Consider the following 17,401-nt stretch of genomic DNA (forward strand, 5'->3'; position numbering starts at 1 on the left):
TCTCCTTTTTTGTTATAAAATTATTTTATTAGATTTATAAGTTAATCTATTTAAGCAAAAAACTGACTCAAATAGTTTTTACTAATATTAATCGAATCTTTTTTTGATTTGAGTGAATCTTCGAATGCCTTGTCCTCTACTTCAATCACGGCATATCCACGGTAGCCAATATCCGTTAAAGCGGATACATATTGGCCCCAATTTACATCCCCAAGACCTGGCAATTTAGGAGAGATATACCCAAGAGGTGTCGCCATGATTCCCACATCATTTAAGCGATCTTTGTACACTTTGATATCCTTGAAGTGGATGTGGAAGATCCGCTCTTGGAATTCATATAAAGGCTTGATATAATCCATTTGCTGCCAAACAAAATGTGATGGGTCAAAATTCAATCCAAAATTATTATTTGGGATTATTCCAAACACACGACGGAAGATGGCTGGTGTTGTCATAAGATTTTTTCCGCCTGGCCACTCGTCTGTAGTGAATAACATCGGGCAGTTTTCAATTGCAATCTTGACTCCAAGCTCTTCTGCAAACTCTACGACAGGCTTCCAAACCGTTGCCATCGTTTCCAAATTTTCTTCCACTGTTTGCTTTTGGTTTCGGCCAATAAATGTAGTAACCATGTTAACATCCAATTTGCGTGCTGCTTCAATACATTTTTTAATGTGGGCAACGTAGTATTCGCTTTTCTCTGGATCTTCATCTAAAGCATTTGGATAATATGCAATAGCAGAAATCTTGATTCCCTTTGCTTCGGTATAATTCTTGACATAATCCACATCTAAGTGATCGACATCAAGATGGGTAACACCTGCATATTTACGGGCCGCTTTCCCTTTCGGCCATGCACAAAGCTCCACACATGAAAAACCGTTCTCAGCTGCATAGTCAATTACTTCTTCAAAGGTGCATTCATTTAATATGGCGCTGTTAAATCCAAGTTTCATTGTGTCCGGTCCTCCTATGTTTCTATTAAATATTTACTGATTCCGCTTACATATATATCATAACCTCTTTTTGGAAAGGTTCCCTTACTTTAATTAACCATCTCCGGTATAGATTTTCGTCCTTTTTCCTAGATTCTTTATTTTTCTATGAATAACAGATTAAAAATGATAATGTAATTTTTAACCTTATCTAAATATCAAAAAAAACCTAAAAGGCGCATGTTAAACTGCGCCTTTTAGGTTTGAAAGACAGGCTTATTTTTGGTTTTTTGCCCATTCATCTAATTGTTTCTGTTTTTCTGCAATGATCTTATCAATGCCAGCTGCCTTTAAACCTTTAATAAAATCAGGCAGACTCTTATTAGGATCTAAAGATCCTGATTCAAGTCCAATCGCGTATTTAGCAACGACATTGGTAACGGCTGTAACTTCCGTTTTAACGGATGAACTATCAAAGTTAAATCCAAGCGCTTTAGATTTAATCGCGCTTTTATTAAACTCCTCCGTTTTGCTCCATAGGTCTGGATCATTCCCTTCGAATACATAAGATAGAAAGGAATTCCCCATTGCAAAACTCATATTTAAGTTGTAACCATTGTTTCCTGCATTTACACCGTCAGGATATTTGATCACATTATCCGATACTTTTACATAATGCTTTCCTTCAATCCCCCAGTCTAGCAAATTCACGATATCTTTGTTTCCATACATTAAATTAAGAAATTTCATTGCTGCTTCCGGAACCTGGGAGCTCTGTGGGATTCCCCACATCATTGTAGTTACCGCAGATGTGGTCGTAACTGGTTTTAAAAGTGAAGTAGTCACCATTGGCTTTGTAGTAATTTGTGATTCTTGTAAAGCAATACCCGGTTTTTGAGGACTGAAATAACTAAAACCTGCATTTGACTTCACTAACGTTGTTCCAGGATCTGGATTCGTTGTTGCATTTTTTAATGTAAGTCCTTCCTGATTCCATCTTCTCATTTTCTTAACAAACTGCGCATATTCATCTGTTTCATATAAGTCTACTACTTTCATATTATTGTCGTAGTTAGGCAGAACTCCCATCGTGTCACCAAGTGGATCGAACCAGTTATAAACGACAGTTGCCTGTGCTCCAGGCTGAAAAGGAACTAATGGTGTAATCCCTTTCTCATTTTCCTTGATTGTTTTCAGAACAGACTCTACATCATCCAGTGTTTTCACTTTATTCATATCAATGTTATATTTATCTACCAAATCCTTGCGCATATTAATACCAGGTGCTCCTGCCATATCCCTAAGAGTTGGAACTGCATACATTTTTCCTGAAACCTTGGCAGCATTTAAATAATCCGGATCCATTACCTTTTTAATATCTGGGCCATATTTGTCTACCAAATCATCTAAAGGTAATAATTGTCCTTTCGCTACTTGTGATGTGTAACCAAAAAAGGAAGTAACAAGCATTAAATCTGCTTTTTCATTACTAGATAACATTAAATTCATTTGTTGAACGTAATTACCTATATTAATGGGTGTTAATTTTACCCTAACCTTGATCTGTTCTTCTGATATCTTGTTAATTTCATCCTGTACTAGTTTGAGATCTTTGGGTACTTCAGTTGTAAAAAAGACCATATTCACCTCAGATATTTTTTCCCCCGAACCTGAGCTTTCAGTTGTAGTACTCTCTTTATTCGAACTGCAAGCTGAAAGAATTAGTAAAAAACAAGCAAGCATTATACTCATTAATTTTTTATGTTTCTTCATTCAAGAACCCCCATGTTTTTATTTTTGAAACCGCTGTCATTTTTAAATAGCATCCACGTCCAATTTCAATATAAACTCTGTAGATTTCCCCCCTCTGTTCAAATGGTTATTCTTTTAACCATTGGTTCATCTACCGCTAATTATAAGGAAGATTGTACTAGAAAACGTTCAGTTTATTAAGAAAAATCATATTAATTTTTAATATTTTCTAAAAAAAAACAATTATCAAAAATAAAACCGCGAAGTTTCATCAACTTTGCGGTTAATCGGCCTTATTCCATTGAACTATTACTAACTCTTGGTCTAATTTATTATTTCTAAACTCTGAATATACTTTTCCAACTCATTGAGATCATCTTCTTCGGTATATTCATAACTCTCAATTCCTTTCACCTCATTTTTAAGAGAGTGACTAAAGGTTTTCTGCTGATTTTTTCTAAACTGGTAGGGGGTTGTATGAAAGGTTTCTTTAAAAAGTTTGTGAAAGGTATTCAAACTGGAAAAACCAGATTCCATGGCAATCTGAATAACTGGCCAATTGTTCTCAAGTAAATACTTTACCGCCTGTTCTAGCCGAATGCCGTTTAAATATTTTACAAAGGGCTGTCCTATGTGCTGCTGAAAATATCGTGATAAATAAGGAACGGTCAATCCCTCATTTTCCGCAATCTCATTGAGGGTAATTGGATGCATATAATTCATTTGAATAAAGTTTGTGATTCTTGTAAGACGTTCGATATCCTTAATGCTATTTCTGGTGATCTGTTTATGATTAGTTACTCTAAATTTGCTAATAAGATGGTAAACGATGTCTAATAGCAGTGAATGAATTTTAATCTCATAACCTAATTCCTTTTTCCTTAAAGTCAGCATTAAAAGGACCATCAAGAAACGAATATGGTTATACCTTCCTTGTTCCTTTTCAAGAAAGGACTGACAGTGAAATAACTCCACTTCAATATTTTGATACCATTTTTCAACAAATGATAAGGGAATTTGAAGCAGCAGCACACGATTATCTTCACTTGCTTCCACTCCATGGACCTCATTGCTGTTAATCAGGAGCAAGTCATTCTCTTTCAAGGCATACTCCTCAGTTCCAACAAAAACTTGGATCTTGCCTCTAAGAACAAATAAAAATTCAATCCGGTCATGCCAATGCATGGCAACATATCTCACACTTGTCATTAACATTAACATAGGAACCTCTTCGTTGATGATTACACTTTCATATGGATATTTCATTAGACTCCTCCCCGGCAATTAATAAATAAAACGATTAAAAAAGGTGTGGCCTCTCATAGGTAACACACCTTTTTAGAAGAATCATGAATAGGACAACGTAATATGCCCAAACATACCAGTTGGATCGATAGGATCATGCCAGACTATAAATGGAGGTTCTGGATGATTGAAACGATCCCTGTCCAATGTAGTTGCTACTTCTACACGGATCGTATTGATGCCCTTCCGTAAATAGTCTGCCAAATCGTAATCATATGGCGGACAAACCTTCATTCCCACGTATTCACCATTAATCCATAGTTCTACTGCCTCATATAGATACTCAAAAGATAATATTCCTTGGTTCGGTACTTCTTCTAGTTCAATTTCCTTTTCGTATTTAATGATTCCTGTAAAGGCTGGGTGTTCTTTGGAAATAGCTACTAACTCTTTCAGATGATGTACATCGCCAAAATTCGGATATTCAATGTTTTTCACCAAAGAATAATTCCAATCTTTAGAGATATCTCTTGTTACTTCGCATTCATTAAGCCTTAGTGAGTAAGGACGATAGTTTTCATACTCGCCGCCTAGGGTTTCGTCACCCACAAATAGAACACAAGATTCAGAAGGTTTTAACTCCAGATTAATAATACTTTTGCCGTTTTCTTTCTTAACTGCTAACTTTTCGAATTTATTTTCTAGCCCATTATAGACTATAGCAAATTCTCCACCTGATAATTCAATATCCCCATTAAAGGTCTCATGTGCGGATTCATTCTGAAACATGTAAATATGATTTTCTTTTACATAATGATAATAGGTTAAATCCTTAAATGTGTTCGTTAACTTAATATCATAAATTCCGTTAATCCGGAGGTCAGAAGCCAACTCACTTAATGACACTACTTTACATGTTTCAATAGACTTTAATAGATATGAAACTTCCTGTTTATCTACTACATTAGAAATGCCTTCTGGTTTACCGTCTACAAAAATAATTTCCAAACCATCTGCATTTTTAATAAAAGCAGCCAGCTCTTTCGTTATATATTGACTATAAGGAATGACTAAACATTTAAATTCTTCGCCATTAATAAATAAACGATTATTCTCTAACTTTCCATTATAGGATTCTAAATTATTCAGCATATCAATTGAAACAAAGTCAAAATCAATTTGATTTTCGGTAAGGGCTCTAGCTGGTTTTTGCATTTTCAAATATTCGCCCGTCCACTCACTCTCACCGTGATACAAAACAGCTACAGGGGCTATATGCCTGCCGCCATTAAAAATATGACATAAGCGGTTGGCATAGTGCATGAGATGGGCAAAATGTTTATATTGTGGATTATGTCCACGAGCATAGAAGTGCGGTGGACAATCGAAGTCAGGATATTCACGCATCGAAAATGCATGTGGAACCAGGTGATTAATGCCGCGAACAACTAGATGGTCTAAAATATACTTCATATCGCGAACTCCAAGCCTCCATCCATAAGCCCCAAATAATTCGCACATAGTTCGCCCTTTTTTCTTCGGATCAAGATGACCATAGGACGAGCCGAGTTTTCCGAGAGTATAGTGATAGAATTCACCATCCCCCTTAAAAATGCCGCGGCGTTCTAACCCCGCACCTCCAAAAATCACTTGTCCGCCAATCACATCAATTCCAGACATATGCTGGCCTGACAATGCTCTAAAGAAATGACCTGCACCGCTGCCTAATCTGCTATGCTGGTCATTATCCTCAATCACATGTCCGATATACTCAACATTGTGTGCTTCACACCATTTCCCTAATTGATTACTAAAGTTCTTTTCATATAAGCGGGTAACAATGTCCATGTAGGTATAGCGGGTAAGGACACATTGATTCATTTCTTCAGAACTGTTCCATAAATAAGGTAAAAACACTCTCCACTGATCCCCTAGAGCTTCTGATAGCATAGCTTTTGCCTCTTCACTCCAAGGTAATGGCATATCTTTTCTACCAATCGATTCGTTAAAATCAAACCCATTTACATTACCGAATGCTGGTTCATCTGAGAAGAACCCGGCAAATGTCTTCCCAAACTCGTCTTTATAACGTTCAAAATGTGGTTGATAGACAGCTTCAAGCTGCGTGCTGACAGAGTCTTCATCAATCATATTTATATATTTCGGGTTGCCGCCGTCCGTTTTCGTCTCATAAACCACATAAATCCGCCAAGGCCCTTCTGGTAAGGCGCAGGTTAAAAAACCACCTTCCACACGGTCAGTTAAATCGATGATATCTTCCTTAATCATTCCATCTGTTACTAGTTTGCCTGCTACAACACTCATTAATTTATTATTCTTCTGTTCCTTTTTATCTATTGGTTTACCAATATCTAACCAAGAGGTCTTCGGTTTTAACATAGGGGAAATATGTATCGTTACTTCATTTTGTGCACCTAATACATCGACTGTATTGTAATTAATATATGTTTTCTTCCGGTTTGGATATTTCTTTTCGATCAACCCATTGGCATAGCCCGTTGGAAAGTGGGCATCATCTAATACCCAAACACGCATTCCCCGCTGCTTCGCTTCTTCCATAACAATATCAAGGTCATGCCACCAGCCAGGACCTGCAAAATCTGGATGCGGCCGCGCTTCAACACAGATCCCTCTTATTCCGCATTCATAAATTCTAGCAATTTCTTCTCGGATAACTTGTTCTTCTTCCCCTCTCATCCATAGAAAAGGCAGGATATAATTTTCGGTTTGATGATTCACTAGATCTTGTACAGTCTTATCCATGATGAAAACCTCCTATTAAAATAGCTTATAAGCTGCACATCCAGTGCAACTTATAAGCTCATAACATACTATTTTACAAAGTCAGCTCCGGAACGTCTTCTTAAAAGTTCATCTGTATTCTCCATCGCTTTTGCTTTGGAGATTTTATAAAAATACAATGGAATGGTTGCTAAGATATAAACAACACCTGGTCCTAAATTTACTAACATGTTGATACCATGAATGACTTCAGGAGTCTGCTGTTGATTAGCAACATAACCAATTGCCCCCAGGATGGTTGCACTGACTGCTCCTACTAAAGCGCTTGCAATTTTGGTTGAAAGACTTGTAAAAGAATAAATCGCACCGTCAGCCCGTACACCTGTTTTTACTTGATAATCGTCGATACTGTCGGCCACCATACTGAAAACCATTGGGCTGGCAAAACCAGTTGGTAAACTTGCTATGATCGTCCATACAATAATCATATTAATATTAGTTACAGGTGTAAAATACATGGCAATAAATGCAATCCCCGTAATCGTAGATCCAACGATTAAAAGTGTTTTCTTTTCAAAAAACTTGGCAATAAACGGCAGGATGAAAGAACCGATGGCTCCACATACTGAAAGAATCGTAAAAGAAACCGCGATTAAATCCGGACGATTTAACACATAAATGCAGTAATAAGTCACAGTACCAATTCTTCCAAACACACCTAATAATACTACAAATAGACTTACTATGATTAATAGTAATGGTTTATTTGCACCTACAGCAACTAAAGATTCTTTTATTGAGGGCCTTTCATCTATTGCAGGCTCAATTACTTCTTTACAATTCTTATAGGTTAAGAATAATAGTGGAGCAGATACGACCGATAATACAATGGCTGCATAGAAGAATCCATGTTGCTGGTTACCATGTCCTAATAGAGTGATTAAAGGCATTACCGCAGCACCTGTAAGAATCCCAGCAACTTGTCCAAAAACTCCTCTATAAGCATTTAAATTGGTTCTTTCGTGAGTATCCCGGGTCATAACTGTTGCAAGAGCACCATATGGTACGTTTACTACCGAGTGGACCGTACCTAATAATAGATAGGTTACACCAGCGTAAATAACCTTACCGGTTCCAGAAAGATCTGGGGTGTAAAAGGTTAATATATTTAGCGCAGCAAGTGCTAATGCACCGTATAGAATATAAGGTCTAAACCGCCCATGTTTGCTCTTTGTCCGTTCCATGATTAAACCGAGAATCGGGTCGACAAAGCAATCCCATACCCTTGCTACAAGCAAGATTACAGCTGCTGCACCGCCAGCGATGCCAAAAACATCTGTATAAAAAAACAATAGATAGGAAGACGCTAAACTCCAAACGACACTTGCAGAGAACTCACCAAAACCATAACTTAACTTTGTAAGAAAACTAAGATTACCATTAATTTGAGGCACTACCAAACTTTCTTTTGTTTGTGGAACTGCTCCATTTGCCATCTCATATCCTCCTAGTTCAAAATACCTCAAGTACAAATTGTGAAACATCCAGTAGCTACTGTTACAATTATCGTACCGCAACGCATATGTAACCGCCTTCAATTATTTAAACACATAAGTACAATTTTTTATCCTTTATAGTGAGCTTTTATAAGTTCCTAAGAAAAGATTAAATAAGTAGGTATAATTCTTAACCTTTTTTCATTAAAATCCGACATTTATTTTATCTTAAGTCATTAATTAGAGTTTTTTCTAGCCATTTTATCATACTTTTATTAATAATTTCCTAGGACAGGTTACCCATTTTTTTATGAGAGGATAAAAAAACAACCTATAACAAGTCATAGGTTGTCGATCGATTCAAATTTATTTTTCTAAAACTCTAAATTCACCTTCTAGTCCTTCTTGAGAGTTTGATCCGATAAATACTTTAAATAAGCCAGGTTCAACTATATACTCCATCACCTCATTATAAAAGCCAAGACTATTGATATCTATTTCAAAAGTAACCGTTTGTCGTTCTTTTGGCTGCAAATTGATCTTTTTAAAGCCTTTCAATTCCTTTACCGGTCTTACCCTGCTGGCAACTACATCAGAAATATATAGCTGGACAACTTCGTCACCGGCACGCTGCCCTGTATTAGATATATCTATACTAATCGTTACGAGACTATCTTTGGTAATCTCTTTAGAATTTACAACAAGGTTTTCATAATTAAAACTCGTGTAAATTAGACCAAAGCCAAAAGGATACAAGGGCTGATGTGGTCCATCAATATTTTTCCTGATTACTTACGTTTACCATTTATAGATTCCTCTTTTCTGCTTTATCCATTTACTTTTTCCTTTTTCTGCAGCAATACGGCAATAATAATAATCATTCCTTTAACAAGGCCTTGCAGATACGGTGAAACATTCATTAAGTTAATCGCATTATTTAACACGCCTAAAATTAATACACCAAAGAAGGTCCCTACAATACTTCCCTTTCCCCCTGAAAGTCTCGTCCCACCAATGACAACCGCTGCAATGGAATCCAATTCATAGTTTAATCCCGAGCTTGAAGATGATATAGAATTTAAACGCGAAGATTCAATAATGGCGGCAACAGCAACCAAACCAGAACAAAGCATATAGGCCATTAATTTAATCCGATCCACGCGAATGGCTGACAAAATAGACGCCTTTTCGTTACTTCCAATCGAATATAAATACCTTCCAAATCTCAGGTTATTTAAGAGAACGTAAACAAAAATGGTTAACAAAATAAACAGGTAGATAGGATAGGTAATTCCGAATATGGTTCCATTCGCAATGTTTGTAAAACTCGATATCGTCCCGCTTATACTCCCTCCATTTCCAAGATAAAGAGTCAGGGAGCGGGCCATTGCCATGACACCAAGTGTGACAATAAACGGAGCAATTTTCCCCTTTGTCACCAATAAACCGTTTACTAGTCCAATCAGGAGCGCACAAAGAATCGTCGCAATAATACCAATAAAAAGGCTATGGGTGGAATTTAAAACTGTTAGACCGCAAAATCCGGACAATGCAAGGGTGGCACCGACGGATAAGTCAAATCCACCGGACAAGATGACAATCGTCTGACCGAGTGCAATAATCCCAATTATTGCCGATTGCCTTAGAATATTTATTAAGTTATTAGTCTCTAAAAAATTTTCATTCACAATGCTTGAGATGATAAAAATAATTAAAAAAGCGATTAAATAACTATATTTGCCCCAAATGGAAGAGAACCTTTGAACGTATCTCATTTAGTGATAACCTCCTTCATTTTGGCTCCCGTCGCATAAATCATAAGTGTTTCATCGGATGCTTCCTCTCTTGCTAATTCTGCCGTGATTTCTCCTTGATACATGACGAATACCCGGTCACAAACTCTCCTAATTTCACTGAAATCATTAGTCAAGATAATAAATGATTTACCTTTCTTCGCATATTCAACAATTAATTGATAAATATCATTCCTCGCTCCAATATCGACACCTTGGGTAGGATTGTCTAAAATAATAGCTTCCGTGTCCGCTTCGAGCCATTTGGCTAAGATCACCTTTTGCTGGTTTCCACCACTCAGGTTAGCAATGGATGAATGAATATCTGAAGCTTTAATATTAAGCTGCTTCTGATAGACCCGATAGGTTTGCTCCTCCTTTTTTTGATTGACAAAAAGGGGGTTAGTAAATTTTTTTAGAGAAGATAGTGTCATATTTTGCAGTACACTTAGATCTTTAACAATTCCATTTTCTTTTCTATTTTTCGGAACAAATCCAATTCCCTTTGAAACAGCTTCTTTCGGGTGATTTATCTTTACTTTTTCACCTTTTACCAAGATGTCTCCAGAATATCTAGTCCTAAACCCAAAAATCGTTTCAAACAGTTCTGTCCGTCCATCGCCGGATAGACCCGTAAATCCAAGGATTTCTCCTTTTCTTAAGGAGAAGTGAATGTTATGAAATGAAGGTTGAGCAGATAGATTTTTCACTTCTAACAATATGTCACCTTTTTCTCTAGATACATATTGCTCCGTACTGCTAACGTCCTTCCCAATCATATATTTAGCTAAAACCTCTTCCGAAACATCCTTAATATCACCAGAAGACGCAAGTTCACCATCACGGAGGACCGTATAACGATCACAAATGGATAAAACTTCTTTTAATTTATGAGAGATAAAAATAATTGAATAGCCAGACTCTTTTAAACTCCTCATCATAGTAAATAGTTTTGTGATTTCCTTATCTGTTAAAGATGTGGTTGGCTCGTCCATGATAATGATTTTGCTGTCTTGAAGGAGGGCTCGGGCAATTTCTATAATTTGCTTCATCGAAACATCAAGTTCAGAAATAAGCGTTCTTGGATTTAAATGAACATCAAGAAGTTCCAAGACCCTGCTCGTTTCTTTAACCATTTTCCTTTTTTCCAGAAACCCCAGTGCATTGGTCCATTCTTTTCCCAAAAAAAGATTTTCATAGATGGTTAAATCACTTACCAGATTTAGTTCTTGATGAATAAAACCGATTCCTAATTTTTTAGAGGTATGAGGATTAGGAATGGATACTTTGTTTCCAAATAGCTCGATCGTTCCCTGATCGGCTTGATGTATTCCCCCTAAAATATTCATAAGCGTACTTTTTCCTGCCCCATTTTCCCCTAATAGTGCATGAATTTCGCCCTTCCCAATTTCTAAATCGATTCCTTTTAATACTGGTACTCCATTAAAAGATTTTCTAATATCTGACATTTTTAGCGCAATCTCCATTAAAATCCCTCCATGCACGACTAGGCTGCCCCAAATAATGAGGACAGCCATTTCTGTACTTCACATTTTAATAGTTTGCATTCGGATCGAGATACTTATCTACATTGTCCTTTGTCACTTTTTCAGCTGGCAGCACTGTATCCTGTTTTTCAGGTTCTTTTCCTTTCGCCATGTCAACGGCTTGATCAACTGCTGTTTTAATCATAAGCGGTGAGTAGGTGAAGGTTGCCAGTTCGAGATCACTTGAATCTTTAATAGCTTGATAGAAATCCTTAAATCCGCCGGCACCTGTAACAATTTTTATATCGTCCCGTTTAGCTTCTTTAATCGCTTGCAATACACCGATCGCCATTTCGTCATCAATCGTATATACGGCATCAATATGAGAATTAGCTTGTAGGACGTTTTGCATTACTTGATAAGCTTTTTCTTTTTGGAAGCTTCCGCTTTGATTCGCTACCACTTTAAGATCAGGATATTTTGCTTTTATTTCATCCTCAAAACCGCCAACACGCAGCGAATTAACAGAACTTGGATCAGATGAAATAATGGCTACTTTTCCTTTTCCCTTTAGTTCTTCCCCGATAAAATCTGCGGCGTTTTTACCAATTCCAGAATTGTCCCCTTTTACTAAACCTGTATAATTCTTATCGTTTAATTCACGGTCGAAAACAAATAATGGAATATTCGCATCTTTCACTTCTTTTGCAACAGGTGTCATGGAGTCTGTTTCAATTGGCAAAAGAACAATCGCATCTACCTTTTTTGTAATTAAGTCCTCTACATCATTCGTTTGTTTGTTCGGATTGTCTGCCTGTGAAACGACCATCTCCACACCTAACTTTTTGGCCTCATCCTTTGCATTTTGAATGACAGCGCCCATCCAGCCATGGTCTGCTGCCGGAAATGACATGCCAATCGTTATTTTATCAGTGTCATCTTTTGTAGTGGTAGAAGCTTTATCCGTACTGCTGCTGCCACACGCTGCTAGTGATATCGTTAATATTCCCGTAATTACGAAGGAGGATAATACCTTAAATGGTTTCATTTTCTTAGACCCCTTTTTAATAGAAATTAAGACTAGTTTCTACCTATTTTATTTTTCAAAATGAAGAAGAGAACAAAAGAATATTGTCTTTACTATTTTCAAAGATTACTGGTTTTTGATTATGGGCTGCTTTATAAAAATGGTCGATAATATTCATCATGTAAACACCATGTTCAGCAGGTGCGATCAATTCTTCACCAGATAAAATACAATTTGTAAAATGTTCAAACTCATTCTTTAATTTAATATTAGGATTCAGAATTGGCGATATATCCACGCAAGTATCCAATAATTCAGAGTGTAACTTTAACTCCCCATTAATAAGGCTGACTCCACCTTTTGTCCCTAATATTTCCACAAACGTTTTGTCTTGTGCAATATTAGAAGCCCAGCTAAATTCAAAATTCACGGTTGCACCATTTTGAAGTCCGATGAAACCTATAGCTGTATCTTCAACATTAAAGATGCCATTTGGATTACCTTTATAACCGTTGCGGTTACGTGTGGTGGTATGACTGAAATTTTGGTGGATGGCTCCAGTAACGTACGATGGTTCCGGCATCCCGATAAGATATAGTGCTAAATCAAGATAATGAACACCTAAATCAATCATCACTCCGCCGCCAGCACAATCCTTATTTGTAAACCATGTGCCTCTTCCTGGTATACCACTTCGTCTAATCCAGCCAGCTTTTACTTGATAGATATCTCCTAAGTATCCCGCATCAATATATTTTTTTAAATAAACCGCCTCATTTGTAAACCGGTTATTTAAGCCAACCATTACCTGTTTACCCGATTTATTCTTAGCTTCGACTATTTTTTGCGCTTCTTTTGCATTTATGGCAAGAGGTTTTTCACAATGCACATTGACCCCTTTTTCAAGTGCATATATAGATATCTCTGCGTGCAGGTAATTTGGGGTACAAACACTTACTAAATCTAACTCTTCCTTGTTTAGCATCTCCTCATAATTACTGTAGACGTTTGGGATATTATATTTTCGGGCTAGTCTTTCTGCATTTTCAATATTCACATCACAAATGGCAGCTAATTCGACATTAGCTAGTGTCATATAATTATTTAGATGCTTTCTCTCCGCATTACTTCCCGCTCCGATTAATCCATACAATAGTTTCTTGTCATTCATTTGACCACTTCTCCCCTATTTAGAATGCTAGTTTCCTCATATACTCAATCGTGTAATCGATTCCCTTTTCCCCTAATTCTCCAGTCCATACAGGAGAATGCGGTTCAATACTTAATCCACCTGTATAACCCTTTACTCTTAACAATGAAATGAATGTTTTCCAATCTGTTTGGTCCAAGCCTGCCGGCGGGTCATCTACTCTAACACCATTTATGATCATTGAACCTTTTAAATGGACATGGTTGAAGCGGTCACCCCAATCAAGTGTTTCCTGGAGGTAATCGCCGCCAAAATATCGACTGTGCGAAGGATCGAATTTGATTCCTAATTCCTTCAAATGACCATGAACAATTTTCCAAACGTCTGGAGTATTGACAAAATTCACCTTTCGGCAGTTGTAGGTAGATACCTTTACTCCTTTTGGTTTGGCATAATCAATCAATAGTGAGAAAAACTGAATGGCTGCTGTACAGTTTTCATAGAAGGATAATTCTTCCACATAGTTACAGCCACTTACAAAGTTGGTACATCCTAATTCACTGGCCACATCAATCAATCTGCAGCATCTTTCTAATTCTTCCTCAATGACACTGCCTTTTTCATCGATACGCAGTGATTTCCATCTTCCAATTGAACCAATGCTAATACCATATTCATTTTTCCAATTTAGCAGGTTCTCACGGTTACGATAAAACGCATCCACGTTTTGGCCCTCATTTACACAAACTTCTATAAAATCTAATCCTTTTTGCTTCGCCTTTTGAAAACTTTCTTCTGTTGGCGCGGCAATGATTCCAAGCTTCATCATAAAAAAACCTTCTTCCCTTATTTTTGGAACATAATCTATTTAACTTAAAATATTTTTGAGTATCGCTTACATTTTTATTTTAATCAAAAAACAAGTTTATATCTTTCTTGCAATTAACCAATTAAATATTAATTTTCATTCTTTTTTTAAATGAAATTTTTTTGAATAAAAAAAGAGATTAAGAATCTACACTAGATTTTTAATCTCTTTAGTTTTCAAATACTTATAGATCACTTATTAACAAATTAAATTCAAATAATCTGACCTCGTGCGGTTGTAGTTCTCCTTTTAAAACCATCGATTCATTTTCGACAACATGATGTTCTACTTTCATATCTGGAACACAAATTTGCTTTAAATAATCTACTTCATCAAGTTTCATATCATCCACGGCACCAAATTTCAGCCATTCATCAAGAACACTCCCATGGTCGCGGTTCAACTTAAGCTCTTTAATACGATACTTCCCATTGGCAAGTCCTTGGATTTCTAATGATAGGTTTAACTTCTCATTGTTCTCAAAAATTTCGTATTGCTCGTGGATTCCCATACTTCCTTCAGGATGTAAATAATAGGAGTAGTTAAAATGTTTGTAGTTAAAACAGATCACCTGATAGCGATGACCAGACCGCTTTGTCACAATGTAATGATCACCCTTGGCCACAAGAATTTCACCCAATTGTTTTAGCAGCATGTATGCATGGTAACTCGGTTTCTTTATTCCAGTTTTCGTTACCAATCCTGCCCCGCCATGCAAAAGTGTTTTAGAATCCCAAAAGTCACTAAAAATATCTGAGAACAACCAATAGCCCATCATATTCACATGATTCTGATTCAAATTTTCGATGATATTCTTAATCATATAGGAAGCTTTAAAACTGCTATCATTTAGAAAGTTACGATTAGAAATAGATATATTCCATTCTGTCACATTTAATTCTAAACTATCAAACCCAGCCTTTTTTAAAGCCTTTCTAACTTCATTTAGTTTATTAATGACATAATCAGGATTGTTTGAATGTAAGTTTTTAATTGGTACCCGGTACTTCTCACGATGGATTTCGATCGGATAAAGGTATATGGAAAGAAAATCAGGCTGGTATTCCTCCTGCTTCCATTGTTCAAGCAGCAAATCCAATTTGTCTCCTTCTAAATCCATACTTAATCCACATCCGCCAACCTTTGCGGAAGGAATAAGTTCTTTTGTATGCTTTTTAAATTCACTGAATATCTTAAAATACTCTTTAAATTGGCTCAGACCAACATCCTGATTGTTATTCTTGACTTGGTCTAAGAAATCTTTTTCATCTTGTAAACCGGCGTTAAATACATCTGTGTGCGGTTTCCACAATTCAAAATACCATGTCTCGACTTCATCGATTCCATAACGCTGAATGCATTGCAATAAAAAAGCCCTAAATAAATGTTTCCATTCTTCTTGTGACCTTTCACTAATGGTTTGAACCGCAATGGTCTCTCCAATGGCTTTTTGGATAATTTTAGGCTTTGGACCAATCTCAATAAAAGGTTTTAATTTATTTTTGATTAGAAAATCCAATAATTTGTTTGTATTTGAAAAATTGTAAGTGATTTTTCCACCCGAGCGGTCTTCCACAAGCATATCATCGCCAAACAATCCCCAAAATCTGGCATAGGTAAAGCCGATTTCATCTTGTAGAAGAGTGATTTGCTCTTGCATATCCGAATTTAAAATATCTTTTGCATATCCAATATTTAAGAGCTTATTCCAATACTTCGTAAACGCATCCAATTTGCCTATTTTTATTGTCTCTGTTTCGATTATTTCTGTCGTCGCAGGAAGTGTTTGGACCTTTTGCTCTACTGAACTTTTAAGATATTGCTGCAGCTCAGTAAAGGCTTCATCACTATCAGGATTACTAATTTCTTCAGTAATCCTTTCCTCCTTTTCAGTTGTATCTGACATTTGTTTACGGTATTCCACAGGCTTTAACTGATAACTTTCATTAAAGACCCTGTTAAATGCTGCTAAATTTGGAAATCCATTGTCTAATGCGATACGGGTAATTGGCTTACCAGTGTTAACTAATTCGTTAACAGCATGGGCGAGGCGAATTTCATTTATATATTGAGAAAAAGTTTTCCCAGTTTGTTTTTTAAAAAATTTAGACAAATAAGGAACAGAGATGAAATGGAGACCGGCAACTTCCTCTAACGTTAAGGCCTCCCGATAATTACTTTGGATATACTCCATGATTTCAGATAATCTTTCATTTTGACCTTTGTTGGTTGAGTGGTTTTGTAATTCTAGCTGATTTGTACTCTTTAAATAATGTAATTTTAATAATGAGATTAATTTAAACGTTTTTTCTAATGCTTCCACTTCAGAATCATTTCTCTGCTGCATATATACTGATAATAATTCTTCAATGACATTTCTCAATTCCTGATCGGAAGAATGGCTTTGCTCGTTTGAATTACAAGTAAATAATAAATTTTTTTGACCGATTAATGAACTTAATTCTAAATAATTAATATGAAAAACAATGAATAAATTATCCTTTTCAGATTGAAAAGAGTGAAATTCATTTGAATTGATCAAGATAAAATCGGATTTGTTCAAGTGATAAGTATTATTCGTGATTTTCACTTGAAGCTGACCCTTTATCATGTAGATCAATTCAATGTCTCGATGAGCATGCTCTAGATTACTCTTACGGTTCATTACCGAAACCGTTATCAATTTAGAATCTATTGAAGATTGGAAAATGTGTGTACCACTCATTTCAATCACCTCTTTAACCGCAAAAACTTTTAAAAAGTCTTTTATTTCTAAATATAGCACAGAAAGTAGACAATTCGACATTTTTTGATTAAAAAAATAGTGCATATTTTTAATCATTTTTTTATAAAAACAGTGCGAAAATGATTTCGCACTGCTTGAA

General features: G+C 36.2%; 12 protein-coding genes. All 12 read right to left on the minus strand.

Features of this window, described 5'->3' with window-relative positions:
* Positions 1 to 50 precede the first annotated feature (50 nt).
* On the minus strand, positions 51 to 956 hold the full coding sequence (locus tag GXK58_RS01755; protein WP_160719278.1) for a sugar phosphate isomerase/epimerase family protein: 906 nt from the start codon (positions 954 to 956) through the stop codon (positions 51 to 53).
* 255 nt (positions 957 to 1,211) lie between these two features.
* A complete protein-coding gene (locus tag GXK58_RS01760) occupies positions 1,212 to 2,708 on the minus strand; it encodes an ABC transporter substrate-binding protein (RefSeq protein ID WP_160719279.1) in 1,497 nt (498 codons plus the stop codon).
* Positions 2,709 to 3,011: 303 nt separating this feature from the next.
* Positions 3,012 to 3,953, minus strand: a complete 942-nt coding sequence (locus GXK58_RS01765; protein ID WP_160719281.1) for an AraC family transcriptional regulator — start codon at positions 3,951 to 3,953, stop codon at positions 3,012 to 3,014.
* 81 nt (positions 3,954 to 4,034) lie between these two features.
* Positions 4,035 to 6,716: a glycosyl hydrolase gene (locus tag GXK58_RS01770; RefSeq protein WP_160719282.1), complete on the minus strand. Its 2,682-nt coding sequence runs from the start codon at positions 6,714 to 6,716 to the stop codon at positions 4,035 to 4,037.
* A 68-nt stretch (positions 6,717 to 6,784) separates the two neighbouring features.
* Positions 6,785 to 8,191, minus strand: a complete 1,407-nt coding sequence (locus GXK58_RS01775) for an MFS transporter (protein WP_160719284.1) — start codon at positions 8,189 to 8,191, stop codon at positions 6,785 to 6,787.
* A 366-nt stretch (positions 8,192 to 8,557) separates the two neighbouring features.
* The gene (locus GXK58_RS01780; protein ID WP_202171263.1) at positions 8,558 to 8,947 is read right to left on the minus strand and encodes a fibronectin type III-like domain-contianing protein; all 390 of its coding nucleotides are present in this window, start codon (positions 8,945 to 8,947) and stop codon (positions 8,558 to 8,560) included.
* A gap of 71 nt (positions 8,948 to 9,018) precedes the next feature.
* Positions 9,019 to 9,966, minus strand: a complete 948-nt coding sequence (locus GXK58_RS01785; protein ID WP_160719285.1) for an ABC transporter permease — start codon at positions 9,964 to 9,966, stop codon at positions 9,019 to 9,021.
* Positions 9,963 to 11,471, minus strand: a complete 1,509-nt coding sequence (locus GXK58_RS01790) for a sugar ABC transporter ATP-binding protein (protein ID WP_160719287.1) — start codon at positions 11,469 to 11,471, stop codon at positions 9,963 to 9,965. Before GXK58_RS01790 ends, GXK58_RS01785 begins: the two co-directional genes overlap by 4 nt.
* 67 nt (positions 11,472 to 11,538) lie before the next feature.
* The gene (locus tag GXK58_RS01795) at positions 11,539 to 12,519 is read right to left on the minus strand and encodes a substrate-binding domain-containing protein (RefSeq protein ID WP_160719288.1); all 981 of its coding nucleotides are present in this window, start codon (positions 12,517 to 12,519) and stop codon (positions 11,539 to 11,541) included.
* Between the two features lie 55 nt (positions 12,520 to 12,574).
* Positions 12,575 to 13,669: a Gfo/Idh/MocA family protein gene (locus GXK58_RS01800; protein ID WP_160719290.1), complete on the minus strand. Its 1,095-nt coding sequence runs from the start codon at positions 13,667 to 13,669 to the stop codon at positions 12,575 to 12,577.
* Between the two features lie 19 nt (positions 13,670 to 13,688).
* Positions 13,689 to 14,477, minus strand: coding sequence for a sugar phosphate isomerase/epimerase family protein (locus GXK58_RS01805; RefSeq protein WP_160719292.1), 789 nt, complete (start codon positions 14,475 to 14,477; stop codon positions 13,689 to 13,691).
* 223 nt (positions 14,478 to 14,700) lie between these two features.
* Positions 14,701 to 17,241, minus strand: coding sequence for a GH39 family glycosyl hydrolase (locus GXK58_RS01810; RefSeq protein WP_160719294.1), 2,541 nt, complete (start codon positions 17,239 to 17,241; stop codon positions 14,701 to 14,703).
* Positions 17,242 to 17,401 lie beyond the last annotated feature (160 nt).

This window comes from Bacillus sp. USDA818B3_A, assembly GCF_009928415.1.
Classification (GTDB): Bacteria; Bacillota; Bacilli; order Bacillales; family Cytobacillaceae; genus Neobacillus.